This is a genomic window from Vibrio taketomensis, from assembly GCF_009938165.1.
In the GTDB taxonomy this organism is placed as follows: domain Bacteria; phylum Pseudomonadota; class Gammaproteobacteria; order Enterobacterales; family Vibrionaceae; genus Vibrio; species Vibrio taketomensis.
In genome coordinates this window covers 160,191-180,500 of sequence record NZ_AP019649.1, presented here as the reverse complement: position 1 = coordinate 180,500, position 20,310 = coordinate 160,191, and the positions used below count along the sequence as shown (strand labels likewise).

The window sequence follows — 20,310 nt, the reverse complement described above, 5'->3', positions numbered from 1 at the left end:
CATTCTGTAGCCATATAGACGTCCAAACGTCAGGAAATTAGTAAGCGAGTGGTAGAGGATTACCACAGGGAGAGCAAGATGGGATACACACACGCCAGTCATATTGACGCTTTGAATCAAAATATTGCTGAGCTTTCAGACAATATCAATGTCTCATTTGAATTCTTTCCACCAAGCAGTGAAAAAATGGAAGATACACTGTGGAATTCGGTGCATCGCTTAAAACATCTTAAGCCAAAATTCGTTTCGGTCACTTATGGCGCTAACTCTGGCGAGCGTGACCGTACTCACTCCATTATCAAAGACATAAAGTCCGCAACCGGTTTGGTTGCCGCACCTCACCTCACCTGTATCGATGCGACTCGCGAAGAGCTGATCAACATCGCCGATGACTATTGGTCAAACGGCATTGAAAGTATCGTGGCTTTGCGTGGCGATATTCCCCCTGGAGGTGGTGCGCCTGATATGTACGCTTCTGACCTTGTTGAGCTGTTAAAATCTCGTCATGATTTCGATATCTCTGTCGCAGCCTTTCCAGAAGTGCACCCAGAAGCCAAAAGCGCACAGGCAGATTTGCTCAACCTGAAACGCAAGGTTGATGCAGGTGCCAGCCGCGCAATCACGCAATTCTTCTTTGATGTGGAAAGCTACCTACGTTTTCGCGATCGCTGTGTTGCAGCAGGTATTGATGTGGAAATCGTACCGGGCATTCTGCCGGTGTCTAACTTCAAACAAGCATCGCGTTTTGCTGCACAAAACCATGTCAAAGTACCAGGCTGGATGGCGAAACAGTTTGAAGGTCTGGATGACGATCCAACCACACGTCAGCTCGTCGGTGCTAGTCAAGCTATCGATATGGTACGCATACTGAGCCGCGAGGGTGTCAAAGACTTCCACTTTTATACGCTCAACCGCGCTGAAATGACTTACGCTTTGTGCCATACATTAGGTGTTCGCCCTAAGGCATAACACTCAGCAATTTGTCAAAGGTCAGCATCAAGCTGACCTTTTTACTACCCATGTCCCAAAGCTCTCTGAACCTATTTTTAACGGCCAGATAGCAAAAAGGCCAACCTTTCGGTCAGCCTCTTTTTAACTCTAAGTAGATTATTCTACTTCATCCATTTTGCCTAGTAGGCTGCGGATGCGCTCTTGCCATGCCGCGTGCTCTTGTTGCATCTGTTGAGATTTTTGCTCTAGATCTTCACGGCTAGCACGAAGCTCATTAGCTTCAACAACAAGCTTCTCTTTTTCTTCTTTTAGCTCTTCCACTTCCATTTGAAGAAGTGAAATTGTATCTACTGCAGTTTGAATTTTTGCTTCTAGTTTTTCTAGTACTTCAAAAGACATCTTAGCCTACCTTTATTCTGTTCGCTTAAAGTGAAGTTCGCTTCACGTGTTACCTTCATTCTACTTAGCCCAGCCAAGAGACACACGCCCTATATTTGATATTGTGCGCTATTCGCACAAAAAACGCACAGTTACTGACATTCACCTAACGTTAATCATCCAGCAAGCGGTTACTGACTCAGTTTACTGAGGTTTCTTGATCCAATTCAATCTCCGAACGGCAAAAAAGCAAACGTTTCCCTTTCGATATGGTAGAATCGCGCCAAAATTACTTCCATCCTAAAAACCAATTTGGAGTCATCATGAAACGCGATTTGGCAATGGCATTTTCTCGAGTCACTGAAGGTGCAGCACTGGCCGGATATAAATGGTTAGGCCGTGGCGATAAAAACGCAGCTGACGGTGCAGCTGTTGAAGTTATGCGTACCCTACTCAATAAAACTGATATCAGCGGCGAGATTGTTATTGGTGAGGGTGAAATTGATGATGCGCCAATGCTCTACATTGGTGAAGTTGTTGGTCTTGGCGGAGACGAAGTTGATATCGCTGTAGACCCAATTGAAGGCACGCGAATGACGGCCATGGGTCAGTCCAACGCTCTAGCCGTGTTGGCTGCGGGTGAAAAAGGCAGTTTCCTTAAAGCACCTGATATGTACATGGAAAAATTGGTCGTCGGTCCTGGAGCAAAAGGTTGTATCGACCTTAACAAGCCGCTTAAAGAAAACCTAGAGAACATCGCAACAGCACTAAATAAGACGCTTGATACGCTAGTGGTAATCACTCTGGCGAAACCTCGCCATGACCAAGTGATTGCGGAGATGCAAGCGATGGGCGTACGTGTCTTTGCCGTACCAGATGGTGATGTAGCGGCTTCTATTCTTACTTGTATGCCAGATAGCGAAGTTGACGTAATGTACTGCATCGGTGGCGCTCCGGAAGGTGTGGTATCAGCTGCGGTAATTCGCGCGCTAGATGGTGATATGCACGGTCGGCTTCTTCCTCGTCATGAAGTGAAGGGCAATAACGAAGAAAACCGCATTTACGGTGCGGCAGAGCTTGCGCGCTGCAAAGAAATGGGCGTGGAAGCGGGTATTGTGCTTAAGATGGAAGACATGGCGCGCAGTGATAACGTCATCTTCTCAGCAACAGGGATCACTAAAGGCGACTTGCTGGAAGGCATTACACGTCAAGGTAATATCGCAACCACAGAAACACTACTCATTCGTGGCCGCTGTCGTACGATTCGTCGCATCAAATCAACACACTACTTAGAGCGTAAAGATCCTGAAGTGCGTGACATTATTCTGTAATTGTACCGCTAAGAATTGAAAAGGATGGCAATGCCATCCTTTTTTAGTTTGATTCAATAACGATGCAATTTTTACCCTGCGCTTTAGCTTGATAAAGCAATTGATCTGCTCGTTGCAAGCGAGAATCGGAGCAACTATCACGCCTCTCTGAAAGAGAGTCCGTGCGATAGACAAATGCGCCCCCCGATACGGTGACTGACATGGTTCGCCCCAAAGAATGAACGAACTTTGGAGTACTCACCTCGCGCTGAACTCTATCTAATATCAGTCGCAATAGCTGCGGACAATCCGCTGAAATCGCCACAACAAACTCTTCGCCCCCAAAACGAGAAATCAAATCGGTTTGACGAAGGCTATTCTCAAGAGAGCTAGCCACTTGGCAAATTATCTCATCACCAACTTGGTGACCGTATGTGTCATTTATCGCTTTAAAATCATCGATATCAAACACTGCAATAGCCATATAACTACTTTGCTCAAGGCTATGCAGATAGGATTCTAAACCGCGGCGATTGAGTAAGCCAGTCATAGGATCGCGCATTGCCAATGCTTTTAGATGTGTATTGAGCGTCTGGGTAGCGCGAAACCAAAGCGTAAGTAGTGCAAGAAGATAAAATGAGATCAGAGCGATTATCTGTTCACGATTGGCATCTAATATGTGCTGTAAATGCAATCCTATTGGCTCATCAACCGTCAAATAAATACCCGCATTTTCTCCTGCGACGATTAAAGGTTGAGAATAGGTAAAACTAAACAGATCAAAGCTATTTCTACCTTGATGCTCGGTTAAACTGTAGCTAATAAGCTTGTCATTAATGAGATCATGCAGAACATTATCAACCGCCAGCACGCCTTTGAACTCACCTTCAACATAGATACCACGAGTAATGGTTACCACACGCTTCCCTGTCATATAGTCTGCATAATCCCCTGTATAAATCACATGCTCATGCGCATCGCTTGAGGTTTGCGCGACAGTTTTCTTCCAATATGGTCTCGTGACAATGATGCTATCAAACACATCACCATGCAATGACTCGGCAAAAGCTTTAGGGGCAGAGATTACAAACTTGTCTTTGGAGACAAAATAGATCGAAGATATCTTGTCGATACTTTTGACGAAATATGCCATTGAAGGTGAAACAAATAAGCGTTTATAAGCTTCTCGGTATAATTCAGATTGAGGATTACACATCGCTTTCGGGCCAGAAAACATAAAGTCATAATCCCTACCCTTATCTGGCATTCCCAAGAACTGACATGTATTCCCCTTAAGTTTAATCGTATGAGGCAATACATAGCGTTCACTTTGCAATGGGTAAAGTGATGTGATGCTGTATTCGAGTGCATTGAGTACTTGGCTCGTCTGCTCTAGCAGTTTTTCAACTCGATACTTCTGCTGCTCGAATTTTTGCTTTGAATCATTCGCTGATTCAAGCATTAATAACGTGACGGCGACGAGAAAAATCGACGTAATACCCACAAACCACTGTTTGTATATTTTTCCAATCTGGGCAATCACTGATATCTCACTCAACTTTTCTGTGCCTATAACAAAAAGGCATTGAACTCGCAGTTACGACTCTTTGCTGTATACCTGCTTTACTTCTCTTCAGGCACTAAAAAAGCCGAAGCATAGCTTCGGCTTTTCTAAATCAACACGGGATGAGTCAATTTATTCATCGGCGGCGAAGTGTAAATTTACTCTTCACCACATACAACGATTTTATAAATTAAACTATCACTGGATGAGAGTGGATGATTACATCATACCGCCCATGCCACCCATACCGCCCATGCCACCCATATCTGGCATGCCAGAATCTTTTTGTGGCAGATCTGTTACCATCGCTTCTGTTGTGATCATTAGACCCGCTACAGATGCTGCGAACTGGAGTGCGCTACGCGTTACTTTTGTTGGATCTAGGATACCCATCTCTAGCATGTCGCCGTATTCACCCGTTGCTGCGTTGTAACCGTAACTACCTTCGCCCGCTTTCACATTGTTAGCAACCACTGACTCTTCGTCACCAGCATTCTTAGTGATTTGACGGATAGGCGCTTCCATTGCACGCAGTGCAACACGGATACCCACGTTTTGCTCTTCGTTGTCACCTTCTAGGTCAACAATCTTAGAAGCCGCACGAATTAGTGCAACACCACCACCTGCAACGATACCTTCTTCAACCGCAGCGCGAGTTGCATGTAGTGCATCTTCTACGCGGTCTTTCTTCTCTTTCATCTCAACTTCAGTCGCTGCGCCAACTTTAATTACCGCAACACCGCCAGCAAGTTTCGCAACACGCTCTTGTAGCTTCTCTTTGTCGTAGTCTGAAGTCGCATCTTCGATTTGTTGACGAATTTGCGCTACGCGGCCTTGGATCATCGCTTCTTCACCAACACCATCAATGATAGTGGTATTTTCTTTAGTGATCGCTACGCGCTTCGCTTGACCTAGGTCTTCAAGTGTTACTTTCTCAAGCTCTAGACCAACCTCTTCAGAGATCACTGTGCCACCAGTCAGTACTGCGATGTCTTGCAGCATTGCTTTACGACGGTCACCAAAACCAGGCGCTTTAACCGCAGCCACTTTCACGATGCCACGCATGTTGTTCACAACTAGCGTTGCTAGCGCTTCACCTTCTACATCTTCAGCGATGATAAGTAGTGGACGTGATGCTTTTGCTACCGCTTCAAGCGTTGGTAGTAGCTCGCGAATATTGTTTACTTTCTTGTCTACTAGCAGAATGAATGGACTTTCTAGCTCAACTGAACCTGATTCTTGGTTGTTGATGAAGTAAGGAGATAGGTAACCGCGATCAAACTGCATACCTTCTACAACATCTAGCTCATCTTGTAGCGCTTGACCTTCTTCAACAGTGATAACACCATCACGGCCTACTTTATCCATCGCTTCAGCGATGATCTTGCCTACCGTTGAGTCAGAGTTTGCAGAGATAGTACCTACTTGCTCAATTTCAGTGCTAGTAGAGCAATCTTTTGACAGTGCTTTTAGCTCTTCAACGGCTGCCGCTACTGCTTTATCAATACCACGTTTTAGATCCATCGGGTTCATGCCCGCAGCAACCGCTTTAAGACCTTCGTTTACAATTGCTTGTGCTAGTACAGTCGCTGTTGTTGTACCATCACCCGCAACATCATTTGCTTGTGAAGCCACTTGCTTCACCATTTGTGCGCCCATGTTTTGAAACTTGTCTTCAAGTTCAATTTCACGCGCAACTGATACACCATCTTTAGTGATAACTGGTGCACCGAAAGATTTATCTAGAACTACGTTACGACCTTTAGGGCCTAAAGTTACTTTTACAGCGTCTGCTAGGATGTTCACACCTTCTAGCATTTTTACGCGAGCGTCATTACCAAATTTAACGTCTTTAGCAGCCATCTTTTATTCCTTCTCAATTCTGTATTGTTTATCGTTCTTGAATCAGAGCCAAATTACTCAACGATTGCCATGATGTCATTTTCAGACATGATAAGAACTTCTTTACCGTCGATTTTCTCAGTTTTCGTGCCGTAGCCTTCTGCGAAAATAACCGTATCACCAACTTTAACGTCCAAAGGTAGAACAGTGCCATTTTCTAGGATGCGGCCTTTGCCTACAGCTAGAACAACACCGCGAGTCGATTTTTCCGCAGCAGAACCAGTAAGCACAATGCCGCCGGCAGACTTAGATTCAACTTCTTGGCGCTCTACGATAACTCGGTCATGTAATGGACGAATGTTCATCGGTCGTCTCTCCTGAAAATTTCGATGTGATTTGATAATTGCTTTAATCATCAGAATAAAGCCTTGTGATTACGATATATGGGCAATGAAGACAATACCAAGGGGATTGCATGGAATTTTTTGTGAGGAAGGCAACAAAAAAGGCTCCGAAGAGCCTTTAAGTTACTTTTCAGTTTCCTCTTCACGACGGAAGGCGAAACGAATCAATACAATTGCCACACCGAGCATGCCACCAAGCATTGTGCCAAGAACGACGATTAGTGCACGTTTAGGTTTGATGTGTGAGGTCGGTTTCCGGCTGGCTATTCAATCTAACAACACTGAATCAGGACTTACAAAATTGCTTGCTTGAACAGAAGCTGAGCATAATTTCAGCCAATGCTTCTTGAACTTTTCCTTGATGAGAAGAAACAAAGTTGTTCCGTTGCTTTTAGTGTCGCTTGAACTTTTTAAGTTCATTATGTTTATAAGCATCATTAATATGGTTGGCGAATAGAGCAACTGACTGGTACGCACCATCTGGACTATTTGCTTGTTTAGCAACCGTTATATTACCTTCTCGATCTTTGGAGACAGATAATCCATTCAAACTACCTGGTTCAAGATCGGAACCGAGATAATATCTTGCTTAGTGCTATTGCTTAATACGGAAAGGCAATATTTGCTTCTTGGACAATTTGCCGCGGATTGTAACCGCGACTCTGTACAAAGTTATATGGGTCGGCATCTACCTGCAAGTGTTGCCGTCGCCCGATACATTAGGCTGAATATATGCGAATAATACGCACACACCAAACAGTAGCGTCACGCATACTATTAGTACTTTAGACTGCAAAGCGTAAAGAAAAGCTCTCGCAAATCCTATTTCATCATTTGCATTATAAGAGTTAAACGACGTTGGATTGGGCAATGACGTGTTTTGAGGAAGTTAAAGTGTTACTCACAATGATTCCTTTCTCTGGATAAAATCTTTGAAAAGAATAACACGCCGACCAATTCAATAGCGAGAGCAGGATCAGTTATCTCCAGTCAGGTAATCGTTCTGCAATGGAAATAACATTTATTTGCTCTTCAGTTTCCATCTTGTCTGCATCACCGTCTGGTTGATGGCCATGCAGCGTGGTTTGAAACCAACGAACTGTTTGTGCAACTCTCGACTTAATACAACATTGACGTGATGTGGATTCTTACAATGCCCAACAAGCCGGTCAATATGGCTTTGTTGTGCTTGTAGACGAGCTTGCATATCTATAGAAGAAGAAGCTATAAGCTCTTGGCATTTTTCTCGTTTTAATTGCTCAAAAGCTTGCTCATCTTCTTGAACAAGTTTCACCAGTTCATCAAACGATGGTAATTGTTGGCTCAAATTTTTTGCTGGAGAATACATAGCTTACTCACATCAACTCACTCATTATAATGAGCCTAGTTCATAAGCATCGTGTTTGTGATAATTCCTAGTCTCAAAATTGAGATCAAACACCTCTCAAAGAAATTTCACCACCAATATAGGTTTCTAACCCATTGTCTGTATTGATCAACACGGCGCCTTGCTCGTTAATGCCACTTGAAATACCAATGACTTCTCGCTCGCCCATAATCAATCGAATTTCTCGACCAAGATAGTTGTCAAGGCGATTCCAACGTTCAACAAAACCTTGCATACCAGTTATCTCATATTCTGACAGCGCTGTTTTTAACGTATTAATCAGCGAAATCGCCAATTGGTTTCGGTCAATATCATGCTCTACCGCATCGGCTAAGCAAGACCAGGGTTGAGTAATACCTTGTGTATTAGTGGCCATCTTGAGATTCATACCCATACCTATCACAAGATGGGCCGCCGCTCCTGCTTGACCAGACATTTCGACTAGAATGCCCGCTAGCTTTTTGTCTTGGTAATATAGATCGTTTGGCCATTTGAGTTTGATACCTTCAATCCCAAGCTTCTCCAATGCTTCAACTATCGCGACGCCAACAACTAAACTAAGCCCCATAGCGCCAGCCATACCCGCCTCTAAGCGCCAGTACATCGAAAGATACAAGTTACAACCAAATGGCGAAATCCACTCTCTTCCTCGACGCCCACAGCACGTGATCGGCAATACAAACCGAGCCTGATTGCAATAAGCCGATTCGATCCATTAAATGCTGGTTGGTTGAGCCGATCACCGGAATAAGCTCGACTGGCACTGAGACTTCACTTTGCAAACGCTGCTGATTAAGCAGTTGCATCGAGCCTGCCAATTTATAGCCTTTACCTGACACGCTAAAGATATCCACGCCCCACGCTTGAATACCTTTAACGTGTTTGCTGACTGCAGCTCGAGAAATATTGAGTTGTTCGCCTAACTCCTCGCCGGAGTGGAAATAACCATCAGCAAGAGTGTCCAGTATTGCGAGCTTCACCGCGTGCTCTTTCATTTCAACGCCCCTCTGAGCTCAAGCAGGTTAGTCTCCTGCGTTTTCCCCATAAAACGCACCTCATGTTCGAGTTCAATGCCATACTTTTGCCACACGGTTTGACGAACATAATCAGCCAAATCCACCACATCTTGCGCAGTAGCATGACCCTGATTAACAAGAACTAATGCTTGATTTGGTGCCGCGGCCGCCAGCGTGGAGCCTTTTGGCAGTTATCAATTAACCAGCCTGCAGCGAGTTTCATGCCGCCTTCTACCGCATAAGCCACTAAATTGGGGTATTGTGCCAATAGTTGTTGATATTGCAGTTCAGAAATGACTGGGTTTTTAAAGAAGCTTCCCGCATTACCTGTAACTCTAGGGTCTGGTAGTTTTTCCATCCGAACCTGACAAACTTGCTCAAATACCTGTTTGGCTGAAACCGTATTGGCATCGAATGCTTTTAACGGGCCGTATTCAATTTGCGGTTGCCATTTTTTTTCAAGTTTGAAACCGACCGCAACAATCACCACTTTTTCATACAAGGCATGTTTGAAAATCGAGTCACGATAACCAAATTGGCATTCTTCAGCGCTCAAACGCTTTACTTCAAACGAGTTAAGTTCCAGTACATCAACGTATTCACACACATCCTTCAGCTCTTTGCCATAGGCACCGATATTTTGAATCGGCGCGGAACCGACACATCCAGGAATTAGCGCTAAGTTCTCAAACCCAAAGTAACCTTGCTCAACCGACCATTTAACAAAACTTGGCCAATCTTCACCACCTGCGACATGTAAATACCAGCAATGCTCAGACTCAGTTACAGTTGTGCCACTCAACTTATTCAATATCACCACGCCTTGGAATGGTTCGATAAACAGCATATTGCTGCCTTTGCCGAGCATTAGCTTCGGCATGGCTTGCCAATCTGGATTGGAATAAACCTGTTGAATATCTTCAATCGACGAGGCTTCGACCAACACGTCACAAGACTGCTCAATAGAAAAAGTATGGTGGGAACGCAAGCTAGCATTGGTTTGTATTTGCATGGTATTTGTTTGCATCGAGCAAGTTAAGTCATTTACACTGCCGCCATTCTACATAGATATGAGTGGATAGAGAATGGACGATCTTCGAATCGAAACGCTCGAGCCAATAAAATTGCCACTAGTCTCGCGTTTGTATAAAGCGCATTACCCATCAGGCAAAGCCAAAAAAAACGAACAAACGATTGTCGGCTATAGCAATAACCAACTCGTGTGCGTAGTTCGTTTTCGCCCGATAGAGCAATATCAATTACTCACTGGCATGTTGGTCATACCAGAACAACGTGGACAGGGCCTAGGGCATCATTTACTGCGGTATTGCCAACAGTCTATCTGTAGTAGCAATACTTATTGCTTCGCCTACCCACATTTAGAACATTTCTATCAACAACACGGATTTGTGAGCCTGCTAGCGGATCAATTACCTAATAGCCTAAATCAGCTATTTACACGTTACACTGCAAGTGGGAAATGTCTCATTCCAATGCACTATCAAGCAGATTCACTCTAATCTGGGCGCGATTTCTGGTAATAAGTGGCCGAGATTTGCTAATATCCGTCTTCTGCTTTGTTTTGGCAGTCGTTTTTGTTGCCATTTTTGAGGTTAATCATTCCATATGATCGCTAACAGGTATTCTTTGCAACATCTACCTACTCTTGCGCAAGATCCCGCTGATTTTGAAGTTTTGTATTCTGCTTTGGATTTTCGTTCACGTTTAATTCAAGAAATTCGCAGAGCGACGAAACGTATCTATCTGGTTGCCTTGTATCTGGAAGATGATGAAGCTGGTCGAGAAATCTTAACTGAACTTTATCAAGCCAAACAAAGAAACCCAGGATTAGATATTAATGTGTGCGTCGATTGGCATCGTGCACAACGTGGTTTGATCGGCGCCGAAGCGACTAAAACCAACGCATGCATGTACAGAGCTTTTTCAGAGCAGTATGAGCATAAAGTACCGGTTTATGGCGTGCCGGTTCGTGGTAAAGAAGTCTTCGGTGTATTGCATCTTAAAGGCTTCATCATTGATGATACGGTCATCTATAGCGGCGCAAGTTTAAATAACATCTATCTAAACTACCAAGATAGGTACCGTTTTGACCGCTACCATGTCATTACCAATCCAGACTTGGCAAACAGCATGGTGCTGTTCGTGCAAAACGAGATGATTGCGCATCCAGCAGTCAACAACCTTGCCTGCCCGGCTAAACCAGAAACCAAAGAGATTAAAGCGAGCATCCGCCAACTGCGTGCCTCTCTCGCTAAAGCCGCTTATAAATTTGATAGCCAATCAACCTCTCCCGAGCAAGTCGCGGTAACGCCTCTCGTTGGTGTAGGCAAAAAACGTAACAAACTCAATCAAAGCATCAATCACTTATTGGCATTGGCACAAGATGAAATCTTTATCTGTACGCCATACTTCAACTTCCCGCGTGGCATCGCCAAACAGATTCGCCGAGCAATCAAACGTGGCGTTCGAGTGACGATCGTTGTGGGTGATAAGACTGCGAACGATTTCTACATCCCACCAGAGCAAGAATTTAAAACCATTGGTGGTTTGCCTTACCTTTATGAGCGTAATCTACGCCAATTTGCCAAAGCAAATGAAGCGCACATTGCCAGTCGTCAGTTGTCTATCCATCTTTGGAAGCACGAAGTGAATAGCTTCCACTTAAAAGGTATTTGGGTCGATAAGCGCTACATGCTACTTACAGGCAATAACCTCAACCCACGCGCATGGAAACTAGACCTAGAAAATGCCATTTTGGTACAAGATGATTTCCATCATCTAACAGAAAAGTTTGAACAAGAAGTGGATAATATTCTTCAGCACACTCAATTAATTTGCACCTACAAGCAATTAGAGAAGTTAGAAGACTATCCTGATGTAGTACAAAAACTGATGCGTAAGATCACTCGAGTTAAAGTAGATCGAGTGCTGAAACAAATACTTTAATCTATAACTATTAAGCTTTTGGAAGTTAACGTGAAACGACTTATACAGCAGCCTGTAATTTGTCATGGCATAGGTATTATCGGCAGCATTATATTAATTCACTCCATAACCGGTTGGAGAGAATTTACCACTAACAGTCATTAATAGCCTTTGGATTATTAGCACGGCTTATATATGTACATCTCTTACTATACCCAAAATCACTAACTATCTTTTAGTTGATCGTAAATATTATATCCTACCAGTGCTCGCGTTCGTCTACGCTGTAGCGATGGCTCTAATTCTCTTATTTAGAGTGGAATACTCAAGAGAAATACTAATCTACGGATTTTCTTTCCATTTACTATGGATGTATCTCAGCGCATCCTTTCGCAGTGAATATCATAAAATAAGACTTAGTGCCATTAATAACTTTGATTATGACAACTTCCATTCAAAACACGCTCGCTTAGAAATAAAAAATCGAACACCTAGATGTTCACAATGTTCAAGGTGGACTTGTTGTAGACTTACATGGAGAGCTAAGTCCAGAAACGGAAAAATTTATTGCAGATTGTAGTATCAACAATGTGCCAGTATTTCACTCTGAGAGCATTAGAGAAATGGTCGAAGGTAAAGTACAGACTCGCCATTTATCTGAAAATAGTGTCGGCACGCTGAGTCCTAATCCTATATATCAAGCATTTAAAAGAACATGGAATCGGTAGTTATAATTCTCAGTTTGCCTATAACTTTACCAATAATGTTAATTACAGCTATTTTGATCAAAATCGAAAATCCAGGACCTATACTGTTTATTCAAGATCGTATAGGTCAAGGAGGAAAGGCTTTTAAAATTTATAAATTCCGGAGCATGACAGTCAAACCACAAGGAGCTAAAGACAAGTTTGCATCTGAAGAACAAGCCAGAGTCACTAAAATTGGACGTTTTATTCGCAAAGTCCGAATTGATGAACTACCACAGTTTTCAATGTATTGAAAGGTGATATGTCTTTAATCGGACCACGCCCAGAGCAAGGTAGCTTCGTAAAGCAATTTGAGAGTGAAATCCTTTACGGCTATCGTCACATGGTCAAACCTGGAATAACAGGTTGGGCTCAAACTGTTCAAGGCTATGCTGATTGTACAGATTCAACTAGAGAAAAACTTGCCCATGATTTGTACTACATAAAGCATCTTTCTTTCTGGTTGGATATGAACATTGTAATCAAAACCATCAAGACCATGTTGACGGGGTTCAGGGCAAAATAAATGCCCCAACGAATACATTATCAATACCAACTATAATTATGTAGTAAACGTAGGTTCTTAAGTAAAAGAGCAATTTTCTTTAATTAAAATACCCGATAATCTAGATATTAAGATTACTTTTAAAAATAAAAATATATAATTATATATTCTGGCAAACCTTGAGATGTTTCAGGCTATTAAAACAAAGGCAAATGTGTGGTCGCATAGTTAGACAAATAATTATATTGAACAACTTGATGGGCAATCCATTGTTAAAAATAGCAATGAAAACCCGTTCTAAAACATAATTCAAGACTAATTTTTGAGTTAAAGAATCATCCAGATATTACCATTACATTTATTTCAAATACGTTTAATAAGCGCAAAACAATATAACACATAAAATAGTATGCTCTTTTAAAATATTCAATTTTGTTGACTTCAAAATGTTATAATGCCATAACATGAATCTAAATTTATTAGACGACAATGAATTCGATGTCACCCTATATAAAGCTAAAGGTTCATCAATTCCAAAAGATACTGATTTTCCAAAATTCTTAACCACATTTCATAATCTTCATGTCCCATATTTTTTGATAAAAATACCGATCTTGCTTCTATCATATAACCCTGTTAAATTAGGAATCCTATTAGACTTTAATTGCTGGTTATAAGTTACATGCTCTAAAACTCGAACACGATTTAAAATCTCATCAGAATTAGTGACTCTAAAATATCCCGTGTGAGAAACAGAGCAATTGTTTTTTCCATTAAATTAACTTGACGCTCTAACTTACTAGGAAGCCATTCATCATCACTATCTAAAAACAGATAAATCGTCCTGTAGCTTTCTGAAGACCCAAATTTCGGGCGAAATACGCCCTCCAAAACCTCAGTATTGTCGACTAAAAATCCTTTTATCGCTATCTATATAAGAAGATACAATGTCAAGTGTATTATCATTTGAACGATCGTTGATGATAATTAGCTCCCACTCTTGGTAGCTCTGCTTTATCACTGAATTGATACTGGCTGCAATATGCGCACTAGAGTTGTACGCTGGCATTATTATTGAAACTTTGCTTTTGTATCCCATTCCTCAAACCATTATTGGTAATATAATGTGAAGATTCACATCAAAAACATTATAAATAGCATAATATTAATGCTATTTATATAATATAATTAAACTTAGCTAATCTTTATTGCTAAGTTTATCGCATCAGTCATTGAGTCCTCGATTGAACAATACTTCCAATCACCATAACGACCAATTGAATAAACTTGATAATCCGAAAGTTCTGTTAATGTGGATTCTTTAATCCTATTTGACTTTTCACTGACATGAACATAGGCAGGATCCATAAGAATTGATGTGTATGAGATAAGCTTATGATCAGTAATAATTTCCGTTTCTTTTAGACATTCTATTGTTTTAACCAGTTGCTCTTCAATATTCACCTCAGCCGTTGGTCCATAACCGATTTCAACATACATACTTAAACGATCAGTTTGCAATATATTATCGTAGAAGCCAACTCTATAAAAATTAATGTCTTTTGAGGGAAGTATAACCAATGTACATCTTGCAACGAAGATTTTTATCGAATCCTAAATTAAATACTAGAACTTTATTGTACGTTAATTCAAGTGCAGCATTTTATAATCTTCTCTATTCACTGCTTCCATAAGTGATTTAAGAGGCATAGAATTTATTAGATATTCATACGAAATTTCACGACAATTAGTGACGGCTACTTTATTTTCTAATTTATAGATAATATTTCTTCATTTAGTGAAATATTATTTTGAGGGATATTATGAGATAAAGCGTCAACGAACACTTTTGCTCCATTTTAGGATACAAAAATGTAGCGTTGTAACTTCAACTGATTGTTTCTTAAATGATGATACAACTTGATCTAGGTTAGCATAAGGGAAAAATCTACCCATAGCATCTACATCGAGACGATCAAGGTCACAAGCATATAATTTTTCGTTGTACGGTTTAAGGAAATAATCAGTGATGGCTTTACCAAACTTAGAATAAAGCATATCTAGGAATGAATTATATTTTGTTTTATCTTCTCTGAAATAAAGGTCATATAAACATTCGATAAATTTTTCTTTTGGTAATTGATGAATATTAGATTGAAACGGAAAATCTACATAATCACCATCAAAATAGATTTTAGTGACCTTTTCCCTTGAAACAAGCTGTTGTGTATCAATACGTTCTTGGAAAAAATGTTTTAACTTGTCAGTAGCAAAATGAAAAAGTGTCCTGCAAAGTCCCATACGAATCCATCTTGATAAATCGTGCGACAGTATCCACCTAACTCAGCCTCTTTTCAATAATTAAATAATCTTCACTTTCGACAAAATTTGCAAAAGCAAGACCAGAAACGCCACCTCCAACAATAAGATATTTTACCTTATCCATTAATATGTTCTCTCCTATACTCCAAAGTACCTTTTACCATTAATTTTAAACAACTCAAGAAACTAAACTTATTCTTGTATTCGTGATGTTTTGATCGCAAATACTAGATCAAAAGCTAGTGCTTTAATCTTAAAAGTCTGTAAAAGCAGCCCTTTGAATAAAGCAAATCTTGGTTGTAATCTGTGCCTGAACTTTCAGGTGGGTGAACAACTATCGGTACAGGAACGTAATAACAATTCAAACCTGCATCCAAAGCATCTTTTAGAAAAATAATCATCATGGACGCGATACTTACTTCCCAAACCAAATTCAAGATCTAATTTTAGCCCACTTTCTATAATTGATTTATTTCTAAATGTAATTTCAATTGATGCACATTTTAATATTGATAAGGGGTATGTTTACGTGCTTCATTAAAATAGTTACATTTAAATGGTTTCCCTTCTGTTGTTTGGATTTGAAATGTAATTATATCGGCATCTGGATAGTCTTCATAAGCCTTTCTAATTATATCTTCATATCCTTTAAGTAACTTACATCATCGTCAGCAATAATGCATATGTCGCTATTGGCATGGCTTAGTGCTAGGTTTCTACTCCTTGAACTACCTCGTTCTTCAGTGGAGACCATTTTGATTCGATCTGTTTGTTCAACTCCATGAAAATCACTTTGATTTATCAAAATGACATCACTTACCACACCTTTTGATGCCCAATCAATATCATTTAATTGATTTCTGAACATCGTCGCCATAAGTATCTGAATTTTTCATTTCAACCATAGATAATTTCCCACTTTTCATCATAAATGGCTCTAGGGCCAGATATACAAAACATATAAACAATAAAGTTAACCTAAAGAAAAATTTATTCTTGCTATTATAAATAAAATCCAGTGCAAAAGGTAGAATTATAATCTCTGCCATCAAGAATCCTCTAGCTGTTCTAGATGCAACTCTTAAATCAAAAGATAATACAAAATAAACAATAACACCAAAATAATAGGCAAGAATATAAGTTCTTATTGGCAATTTGACCATATCTAGTTTAGGGTAAATACATGATACTATAAAAATAACAAAAGCCATTCTTAATGTTTCTATGTTGATACTATAACCATTAATAGATGAGTTTGATATATAATAATTCAATTTATATCCAACTCTACCAAGATCTAAAACAGTCAAAACTTCAGATAGCAACAAATGAAAATCAATAAAGCTGAGTAACAGAGCTATTAACACAAAATGTTTAAATATAACTTATTGCATTTTCTGAACGCCATATAAAAATTAGAAATGGAAAACTCATTATTGCAGTACTATGAATCGTAAGACTCAAAATATTTATTATGAGATACTTACCATATTCCTTGTTCATTAAGTATGTTAGCGAATACAGGAACATAACCATAGATAATGCTTGTCTTATTTGACCAAACGGACCTCTATAAAAGTACAAAAATATGAAGAGTGACATTATAATCAAATGATACTTATCTTGCCTAGATATTAATTTCGACAAAAAAACAACGTAATAGCGGACCAAATAAGACTAAATATAAAAATGACGCGTCAAGAGATCTGAGAATGGATATAATTAGTAAAAACCCGGCTCCAACCAAGTAAAATTAGTTAACAATAATGAAAAATCATTAATGGAATAATATATATCTTTATATAACTGCACATCCCATCCTCGATCACGGATAGAAATAACGTAGCAACATGCGAGAACTATGAAAATATAAAGTTTTTGTACTTCTCAGAATTTACAATTATGCTTATAGAGCATGATACTATTATTAGTAAAGATAATATCAAACTATTAAAAGTAAATATCGTCATGAACAATTTACTCCATCATTTCATCTAACCCTTTACCACTATATCTTCCCAGATGAAAATGGTCAGCGTCAAAGTACTTCAAAGGTACGAGATTTTTTGTATCTTTGCAATAACAAATTCATCTTGAATTCCAGCGCTATGTAAAGATACCGCATAATGGAAATTTATCCCCAAAGGCTAAATATTTCAATTGGAACCGTTCTTGGCAACATGCGTGCATTTAAGTAATTAATATCCGCTTCTCTCGGATGTTGCTTAACATATACTTTAAATCCTTTTCTATCAAAAAATCAATAATTAGATTATTAATCCTAATCATCTCATTAGTCGAGCACAACAGCATTATCTAATGGCTGTGAAAGAAAAATTACCGATGAGTCGAAGTAATTATCTGATAAAAATCAATAGAAAAGCAATTAACAATAGCTTGTTTGAAATCATCTTCCTTACAAATAGATACTATATGTTCGATATTTAATTTTGAAGATTTATTAACTACGATTTTATTTGGAAGTAGCGAGGGTTCAACAACCTCAATTTCGTCAATCCATCGTTCCTCTCCCAAACTTGCTTAGAAAAGGAAGACCAAATATAAATCGTATACATCCTTTTAAAATCCCAACTTTCTGTTGCTTATAATTAGCAAAACCATCACCTCTCAAAATAGTTTTTTGCTACAACCAGATAACACCTTAGATAGAAAAGGCCCTGAATGATAGGTGTAAAATAAATCAAATTTATTATTCATTTGAAAGCTTTTCCAGCCAAATGGGCTTATAAGATGAAAGCCATGAAAAGCAAGATTTCTTTTTAATATGTTGGGAAAAAACATGGGAACGTTGAAAACTCTTTAATAAAACTCGACTCACATGAAAAACAAAGTTAACTTTATGAAAATTACTCTCAATTTTTTCGTACTAATTCAGGGACAAATTGATAGTCAATCGGCATAAAATTGTATGCTCGTAATTATGTAGCATCTTCGATGTAGCTAAAGCAAACATTAGATGATTATACGTTATACATAGATGTGCAATTTTCATTATATTATTTCAACTCAATTGGACTGTTTATTTATTTTATGTGCTTCTATAAGAAAATGATTAGTCATTAACATGTTAAAATATATCAATCTAAGCAACTCTATTCAACTTGAACAAATAAGGTTTTGATTATTACTTAAATCATTCATCACGTTTATCTACACTACGCATCAATTTATTCTTATAATTTCTAACTAGAGTAGTATTGAACGCAAGAAGCATTAAAATAAATCCTAACTATTCCTATTTTTATTTTTCTTGGGTAATAATCGTTCAAAACGTTTTGAATAGAAATCAACTCATTGTCTAATGTTACATATCTTTTTATAACTAAATCTAAACCATAATATAATAGAAATTAGTGCTCTAGGTAATAACTTCTTTAATCTGTAAAATTTTCTTTTCGGAAATGATTCAATGTATGTATCAATTGACAATTTCGCTAATACACTAGAAACCGTTGGTTCTGAACCATTAATAAATTTATCAATATCAAGTAAAGTATCCTCATCTTGATCTCTATATGCTGTAGCTATAGGTTTATGTCTTTTCCCCAATGATCCAACAATGTAACCTCTCGAACACCGATAACATCGTCAATGACCTTTATTCCCCATTTGCAGACATGACCGTTGCTATCGATATTTCAATAAAGTTATCGTTACTAAAACTTAGTCTATCTATCATCTGATATGCGAGTATAATTAAATCTTTTCTGTAGACAGCCCATAAAATCTGGTGATATTGTGACATGTATTTTTTATATTTTCACGATCTGACTTTGATACTTCTGAATTACCTTCAGATAATTTGGTTTTATAAAATTCAGCTTTTCCGTCGTCAAAAAGATACTGACCAACTACTGATGATACTGATTTTCTAGCTAAAATTTTTCAGCCTTACTGATTGTACTAGAATTAAAAATCATCATCCGCACAAAAGCTGACAAATTTGCTATTGACTTTGTCTAATGCATATAATGCCTTTTGATGAAATTTCAATCCAGGCAAATGGTAGTATTTAATTCTTGCTGGAGATTTGAAAATTCAGTTTTTCTCTTGAAGAATCAACATATATAACATTAACATCAAAATCCTTAAAGAATTTAATTGATCATAATAAATGCCATTTTCTTTCATGAGTAGGGATGATTATCGTTGTATTTTCTATTTTGAACAATTTAAAACCTTACTATAACCAATGATACTTTTAGTTAAATATAGCCTAACAAAATAACTAATGCTATCTTAACTGAAAATGATAATAAACCAACTGTTTGAATAAACCAGTTAATAACACTTACAGTTATTAACGATAATAATATAGTAGTTATATAATTCACCCAAGGCAATGGAATAAAATAACACGACTTTGATTTTTGATACTGAACAAAATTAAGTGTCAATATCGACAGAAGTGTAGCTATTGCTGCTCCATACATTCCAAACTCAGGAATAAATAAAAGTTTAAGAGTAAATTAACTATTGCTGAAATAGACGCAACATAAAATTGAGCTTACTTTTTTACTTTGTAATATATATAAAACACTAGACACACCATAATAGCTGAAAATAAGTGACTAGTCATTAATATATTTATAATGTAGTGAGCACTCATAATTATTAGATAAAAAGTAGAGACCACCTCTCTGGACAAAAGACATCCTGAAAAAATACGTATATAAATATACGTATTACCTTATCAATTTTGATACTCAGCTCATTTTACTTTCATTTCCCAGTTCAGCAACTTTATGAAAGAACGGTGTAAAAGCTAAAGAAAACGAACTGGTAATCACCAAAATGCCATCGATAACTTATATGCCATCGAATATATACCAAGATCTTGCATACCTAAGTAACGCTCAATAAACACTCGATCTGACATATTAAGCACGCTATCAATAAAGTGGGAATAAATGGCCAA

The 20,310-nt window shown here is 38.7% G+C and carries 16 protein-coding genes and 4 pseudogenes; 5 read left to right on the top strand and 15 right to left on the bottom strand.

From position 1 onward, the window contains the following. The first annotated feature begins 78 nt into the window (after positions 1–78). Positions 79–969: a methylenetetrahydrofolate reductase gene (gene metF, locus Vt282_RS00860; protein ID WP_162062325.1), complete on the top strand. Its 891-nt coding sequence runs from the start codon at positions 79–81 to the stop codon at positions 967–969. Between the two features lie 138 nt (positions 970–1,107). Here metF and zapB read toward each other — a convergent pair whose 3' ends face one another. Continuing rightward, complete coding sequence (zapB, locus tag Vt282_RS00855) at positions 1,108–1,350, bottom strand: cell division protein ZapB (protein ID WP_162047371.1); 243 nt, start codon at positions 1,348–1,350, stop codon at positions 1,108–1,110. 302 nt (positions 1,351–1,652) lie between these two features. On the opposite strand from zapB, the gene glpX reads away from it, so the two are divergent. After that, the gene (glpX, locus tag Vt282_RS00850; protein ID WP_162062324.1) at positions 1,653–2,660 is read left to right on the top strand and encodes a class II fructose-bisphosphatase; all 1,008 of its coding nucleotides are present in this window, start codon (positions 1,653–1,655) and stop codon (positions 2,658–2,660) included. Positions 2,661–2,703: 43 nt separating this feature from the next. On the opposite strand, the gene Vt282_RS00845 is transcribed toward glpX, so the two are convergent. From Vt282_RS00845 to murB, 7 genes and pseudogenes are all read right to left on the bottom strand, one after another. Beyond that, positions 2,704–4,182, bottom strand: a complete 1,479-nt coding sequence (locus Vt282_RS00845; protein ID WP_232055083.1) for a sensor domain-containing diguanylate cyclase — start codon at positions 4,180–4,182, stop codon at positions 2,704–2,706. Positions 4,183–4,422: 240 nt separating this feature from the next. After that, positions 4,423–6,066 (bottom strand): chaperonin GroEL, encoded by a 1,644-nt coding sequence (groL, locus tag Vt282_RS00840; RefSeq protein WP_162047373.1) that lies wholly within the window; start codon positions 6,064–6,066, stop codon positions 4,423–4,425. Between the two features lie 53 nt (positions 6,067–6,119). Beyond that, positions 6,120–6,410: a co-chaperone GroES gene (locus tag Vt282_RS00835; protein ID WP_005593631.1), complete on the bottom strand. Its 291-nt coding sequence runs from the start codon at positions 6,408–6,410 to the stop codon at positions 6,120–6,122. Positions 6,411–6,572: 162 nt separating this feature from the next. Beyond that, positions 6,573–6,692, bottom strand: a pseudogene (locus tag Vt282_RS00830) (GNVR domain-containing protein); the annotation flags it as partial. A 778-nt stretch (positions 6,693–7,470) separates the two neighbouring features. Beyond that, on the bottom strand, positions 7,471–7,797 hold the full coding sequence (locus Vt282_RS00825; RefSeq protein WP_162062323.1) for a DUF3135 domain-containing protein: 327 nt from the start codon (positions 7,795–7,797) through the stop codon (positions 7,471–7,473). An 85-nt stretch (positions 7,798–7,882) separates the two neighbouring features. Then, positions 7,883–8,831 (bottom strand): annotated as a pseudogene (birA, locus tag Vt282_RS00820) (bifunctional biotin--[acetyl-CoA-carboxylase] ligase/biotin operon repressor BirA). Continuing rightward, positions 8,828–9,864: pseudogene (murB, locus tag Vt282_RS00815) on the bottom strand (UDP-N-acetylmuramate dehydrogenase). Before murB ends, birA begins: the two co-directional pseudogenes overlap by 4 nt. A gap of 73 nt (positions 9,865–9,937) precedes the next feature. Between murB and Vt282_RS00810 the strand changes: the two are divergent. From Vt282_RS00810 to Vt282_RS21610, 3 genes and pseudogenes are all read left to right on the top strand, one after another. Next, a complete protein-coding gene (locus tag Vt282_RS00810) occupies positions 9,938–10,372 on the top strand; it encodes a GNAT family N-acetyltransferase (protein ID WP_162062322.1) in 435 nt (144 codons plus the stop codon). Between the two features lie 106 nt (positions 10,373–10,478). Beyond that, the gene (gene pssA / locus Vt282_RS00805) at positions 10,479–11,819 is read left to right on the top strand and encodes a CDP-diacylglycerol--serine O-phosphatidyltransferase (protein WP_162062321.1); all 1,341 of its coding nucleotides are present in this window, start codon (positions 10,479–10,481) and stop codon (positions 11,817–11,819) included. Between the two features lie 694 nt (positions 11,820–12,513). Next, a pseudogene (locus Vt282_RS21610) lies at positions 12,514–13,070 on the top strand (sugar transferase). Between the two features lie 874 nt (positions 13,071–13,944). Here Vt282_RS21610 and Vt282_RS21605 read toward each other — a convergent pair. The 7 genes from Vt282_RS21605 to Vt282_RS21590 form a co-directional block, all read right to left on the bottom strand. Beyond that, positions 13,945–14,118: a glycosyltransferase family 2 protein gene (locus Vt282_RS21605; protein ID WP_162047379.1), complete on the bottom strand. Its 174-nt coding sequence runs from the start codon at positions 14,116–14,118 to the stop codon at positions 13,945–13,947. Between the two features lie 125 nt (positions 14,119–14,243). Further along, entirely contained in the window at positions 14,244–14,570 is a 327-nt protein-coding gene (locus tag Vt282_RS20100) for a hypothetical protein (RefSeq protein WP_197739566.1), read from the bottom strand. 315 nt (positions 14,571–14,885) lie between these two features. Then, positions 14,886–15,350, bottom strand: coding sequence for a hypothetical protein (locus tag Vt282_RS20095; RefSeq protein WP_197740082.1), 465 nt, complete (start codon positions 15,348–15,350; stop codon positions 14,886–14,888). 37 nt (positions 15,351–15,387) lie between these two features. Beyond that, a complete protein-coding gene (locus Vt282_RS21600) occupies positions 15,388–15,495 on the bottom strand; it encodes an NAD(P)-binding protein (RefSeq protein WP_415663428.1) in 108 nt (35 codons plus the stop codon). Between the two features lie 507 nt (positions 15,496–16,002). Further along, the gene (locus tag Vt282_RS21595) at positions 16,003–16,239 is read right to left on the bottom strand and encodes a glycosyltransferase (protein ID WP_415663440.1); all 237 of its coding nucleotides are present in this window, start codon (positions 16,237–16,239) and stop codon (positions 16,003–16,005) included. Beyond that, the gene (locus Vt282_RS00780) at positions 16,217–16,699 is read right to left on the bottom strand and encodes a hypothetical protein (RefSeq protein WP_232055080.1); all 483 of its coding nucleotides are present in this window, start codon (positions 16,697–16,699) and stop codon (positions 16,217–16,219) included. The genes Vt282_RS21595 and Vt282_RS00780 overlap by 23 nt, the downstream gene beginning before the upstream one ends. Positions 16,700–16,745: 46 nt before the next feature. Further along, on the bottom strand, positions 16,746–17,018 hold the full coding sequence (locus tag Vt282_RS21590; protein WP_162062318.1) for an EpsG family protein: 273 nt from the start codon (positions 17,016–17,018) through the stop codon (positions 16,746–16,748). Positions 17,019–20,310 lie beyond the last annotated feature (3,292 nt).

What these genes read in the sequence shown, in the direction of transcription:
- zapB (WP_162047371.1), bottom strand. Translation starts at nt 1,350, where the DNA reads ATGTCTTTTGAAGTACTAGAAAAACTAGAAGCAAAAATTCAAACTGCA.
- Vt282_RS00810 (WP_162062322.1), top strand. Translation starts at nt 9,938, where the DNA reads ATGGACGATCTTCGAATCGAAACGCTCGAGCCAATAAAATTGCCACTA.
- Vt282_RS21605 (WP_162047379.1), bottom strand. Translation starts at nt 14,118, where the DNA reads ATGCCAGCGTACAACTCTAGTGCGCATATTGCAGCCAGTATCAATTCA.
- Vt282_RS21600 (WP_415663428.1), bottom strand. Translation starts at nt 15,495, where the DNA reads ATGGATAAGGTAAAATATCTTATTGTTGGAGGTGGCGTTTCTGGTCTT.
- metF (WP_162062325.1), top strand. Translation starts at nt 79, where the DNA reads ATGGGATACACACACGCCAGTCATATTGACGCTTTGAATCAAAATATT.
- Vt282_RS20095 (WP_197740082.1), bottom strand. Translation starts at nt 15,350, where the DNA reads ATGGGACTTTGCAGGACACTTTTTCATTTTGCTACTGACAAGTTAAAA.
- Vt282_RS00825 (WP_162062323.1), bottom strand. Translation starts at nt 7,797, where the DNA reads ATGTATTCTCCAGCAAAAAATTTGAGCCAACAATTACCATCGTTTGAT.
- Vt282_RS00835 (WP_005593631.1), bottom strand. Translation starts at nt 6,410, where the DNA reads ATGAACATTCGTCCATTACATGACCGAGTTATCGTAGAGCGCCAAGAA.
- pssA (WP_162062321.1), top strand. Translation starts at nt 10,479, where the DNA reads ATGATCGCTAACAGGTATTCTTTGCAACATCTACCTACTCTTGCGCAA.
- groL (WP_162047373.1), bottom strand. Translation starts at nt 6,066, where the DNA reads ATGGCTGCTAAAGACGTTAAATTTGGTAATGACGCTCGCGTAAAAATG.
- Vt282_RS21595 (WP_415663440.1), bottom strand. Translation starts at nt 16,239, where the DNA reads ATGTTCAGAAATCAATTAAATGATATTGATTGGGCATCAAAAGGTGTG.
- glpX (WP_162062324.1), top strand. Translation starts at nt 1,653, where the DNA reads ATGAAACGCGATTTGGCAATGGCATTTTCTCGAGTCACTGAAGGTGCA.